General features: G+C 47.5%; 3 protein-coding genes. All 3 read left to right on the forward strand.

The window, feature by feature from the left end; translation table 11 throughout:
- A partial coding sequence (locus O3C58_14070; protein MDA0692976.1) for a hypothetical protein occupies positions 1-1240 on the forward strand: 1240 nt, incomplete at its 5' end.
- 15 nt (positions 1241-1255) lie between these two features.
- Positions 1256-2203, forward strand: coding sequence for a glycosyltransferase family 2 protein (locus tag O3C58_14075; protein MDA0692977.1), 948 nt, complete (start codon positions 1256-1258; stop codon positions 2201-2203).
- 5 nt (positions 2204-2208) lie between these two features.
- The gene (locus tag O3C58_14080; GenBank protein ID MDA0692978.1) at positions 2209-3507 is read left to right on the forward strand and encodes a glycosyltransferase; all 1299 of its coding nucleotides are present in this window, start codon (positions 2209-2211) and stop codon (positions 3505-3507) included.
- Positions 3508-3636 lie beyond the last annotated feature (129 nt).

The following is a 3636-nucleotide window of genomic DNA, read 5'->3' on the forward strand; positions in this document are numbered from 1 at the left end:
ATCCGCCTTATTTTTAGCCTCATCGGTGCCGACCCTGCTCTATTTCAGGACCGCAAGGTATGTAGGATTCTCCATTTTACTCACTATTTTTCTGATTTATTTTTACCTGCAAATATTTGCAGACAAAAAGTGGAAAACAACCCCATTTATAATTGTAGCCATCCTGTTTTTTCATTCCATGTATGTGGCGTTTGTCGGCATCGCCCTTGGCATTCTGATTCATTTTCTGCTGAATCGAAAAAAAATCCGGCCTGAAAACACCAGCCGGGTTCCGCGATGCGCCATCATCATCGCCGGTTTCACGCTTCCCTGGTTGATAGCTATTTTTCCTGTGTTCTCACATATATCACAATTTTACGTTTCCACGAGCGACCTGGTGGACACTTCTTTTTCAGGCTATTTCAAACATTTTTCAGGCTATTTATTTCAGACAAACAATTACATTTTCCCTTTTATTTTCCTGCCTTTATTATTTTTAAAAAACCTGCATCCTTACAAGTTGCAGATTCAGCTCTTAACCATCTGCATAACCACTCATCTCGTTGTGTCCTCCACGCATGCCATTCCTCTTCATCAATATGTGGCGGGAGTTTTCCCGCTGTTTTATATTCTCCTGGCAATGATCGTGACGATGGGTTTCAGGAAAGGATTTTGGCCCCCGGCACTCCTCGCCGGAATCCTGATCTGCACAAATATTCTTCACACCGGCCCCCTGCTTCCCATTAAAAAATATCTTCAAAACCGAGAAGGCAGCTTCGGCACAAGCCCTTATTTACAATATGCTTCTCTTACTTTCATGAGAGAAGTCCAGTTATCCTCGGTTTTTTACCAACACTTGTATCAGATTTCCCATCCTTACCGGGGTCCTCTGGATAAAATTTTGGAATTTTTCAAAACTCATGGGAACTCCAGCCAAACATGCTATATTGACAATGAATCGGAGTCTCTGGCTTTTTATACGGGCATGAAACTGATAAAGGGCAACGCATTGAATTTGAAAAGTCCGCCGGACTGGATCGTTCTCAGGGGAGACCAAAGAAATTTAGACGCGACGAACCCCGTTAAGCGCCAATTGCAGACCCTCATCGAGTCCAATCCTTACCGGGAAATTGTTTTGGACGCACCTGCAATTCGGATCAACAATTCCTACGAAATACAAATACATCAGTTCCGATCCCCCGAATCCAGCGAAAGGGTGATCATCTACCAGCGCATGGGCCGTCCTTCTTCAAACCTGTAACCTGATTTTTCCACCGTGAAACTGATAATTCAAATTCCCTGCTTGAACGAAGAAGAAACCCTGCCCGCCACCCTGAACGATTTGCCCAGGGAAATAGAGGGAATCGACGTCATTGAAACCTTGATCATCGACGATGGCAGCACCGACAAGACGGTGGAAGTGGCGCGTCAACAGGGGGTCGATCATATCCTGCAACTGACCAACAACAAGGGGTTGGCCAAGGCCTTTATCTACGGGATTAACCATGCCTTGAAACTGGGCGCGGACATCATCGTCAATACCGATGCCGACAATCAGTATTGCGCCGCAGACATTCCAGAGCTGATCCGCCCTATTCTGGAAGGCAAAGCCGATCTCGTCATCGGCAACCGCCAGGTGGAAACCATCCGCCATTTTTCTCCCTTGAAAATTCTCTTGCAGAAATTCGGCAGCTGGGTGGTGCGGCAACTGTCGGGAACTCAGGTACCAGACGCCACCAGCGGCTTCCGCGCCTACTCCAAGGAAGCGGCCCTGCAACTCAACGTGATTTCGGATTTCACCTACACGGTGGAAACCATCATCAGCGCTGGCAAAAAAAACCTGGCAATAGCCCATGTTCCTGTACGGACAAATAAACAAACCCGCGACTCCCGTCTGTTCCCGAATATCCGCACTTATCTGCAACGCACGCTGATCACCATCATCAAGGTCTATTCCATGTACAAACCCTTGAAGGTGTTCACGATAGCAGGGGGAGCCACTTTTATCACCGGGTTCGCGATCGGATGCCGTTATCTGTTTTTTTTCATTCAAGGGCGCACCGAAGGCCATATTCAATCCCTCATTCTGTCGGCAATTTTATTGATCGTCGGTTTTCAGATCATCATGATGGGCATCGCGGCGGAACTCATATCCGTCAACCGCCAGCTTTTAGAGGACATCCAGGTGAGAATAAAAAAAGGCGAACTCGAATCTAAGGACTGAACACAATGCCTGATGTCGCCGCAACCCAACTCCCCGAACAGCATACAGATGCAAACAGCAATCTGAAAAGTCTACAGGTTCTGGTTGTGGCCACCACCTTCCCGCGCTGGGAAAACGATACCGAGCCCCGGTTTGTTTTTGATCTCAGCAAACAACTGGCTAAAAAAGTGAGCCTGTGGGTTCTGGCTCCGCACGCCCCTGGCGCCAAAATGGAGGAGGAAATCGAAGGCGTTAAAATTCTGCGGTTCCCTTATTTTTTTCCGAAACGCTTGCAGACGCTTTGTTATGAGGGCGGCATCCTTCCCAAACTCAAGACCAAATGGCTGGCCCGTCTGCAACTGCCTTTTTTTTTCGCGGCACAATGCCTTGCCATCTGGCGAACTGTGCGGAAGCATGACATCAATTTCATCCACTGCCACTGGGTGATTCCACAAGGCTTCTTCGTTGCCCTTCTGACCTCTTTTTCTAAAGTTCCCTATCTGTTGACAGCGCACGGCGGCGACGTTTACTCGTTCCGCAAAAATTCGTTCATCCGGCGCTGTAGCAGCTATGCTCTGAAGCGGGCAAAAACATGCACCGTCAACAGCCAGCCCACCGGACAGGCAGTGCGCAACATTCGCGCCGATACACGCATTGAAATCCTGCCGATGGGAGTCGATACCGAGCTCTTTCATCCCGGAAAATTCAACCCGAAAATTAAAGACGATTTAAATATTCAGGATATATTTCTTCTGGCAGTGGGGCGGTTCGCGGAGAAAAAAGGTTTTAAATATCTCATTCAGGCGATGCCCGAAATTCTCAACAAAAGACCTCTGGTAAAATTGGTCATCATCGGCTTTGGTCCTCAGGAGCACGCATTGAAACAATGCGTCCGGCAATTGGGTTTGGAAAACGCTGTGCTGTTCGTAGGAAGCAAAGAGGGAGAGGAGTTAGCGGAATACTTCGCAACCGCCGATATCTTCATTGGCCCCTCAATAGTGACGGACAGCGGCGATACTGAAGGTCAGGGAGTCGTTTTTCTGGAAGCCATGGCGTCGGAAACCGCCGTCATCGCGTCTGATGTCGGAGGAGTGAAAGATATTGTCTGCAACAGAGAAACGGGATTGCTGATTCCACAAAAAAACCCAGAAGCCATTGCAGAAAAAACCCTGCTTCTCATGAACGATCAGGAACTCAGAAACCAATTGGCTTTGAACGGCAGAAGGCTCGCCAAGAGCGAATACTCCTGGGAAACCATCGCCAAACGGTTCCTGGAAACCTACAGTCAAATCATCGAAAAACACGTTGACACATCACTCTCTTGACTCAAGAGAAATTTTTTACTGAACCGCCGCCGTTTTTAAACATGGCAATCAATTCCTAACAGGTTGCTGAAAAACTATTTTTGGGACCTTAAAATGTTAATTTCAAGTTTACTGTTAATTTAAGAAAAC

Source organism: Nitrospinota bacterium, assembly GCA_027619975.1.
In the GTDB taxonomy this organism is placed as follows: Bacteria; Nitrospinota; Nitrospinia; order Nitrospinales; family VA-1; genus JADFGI01.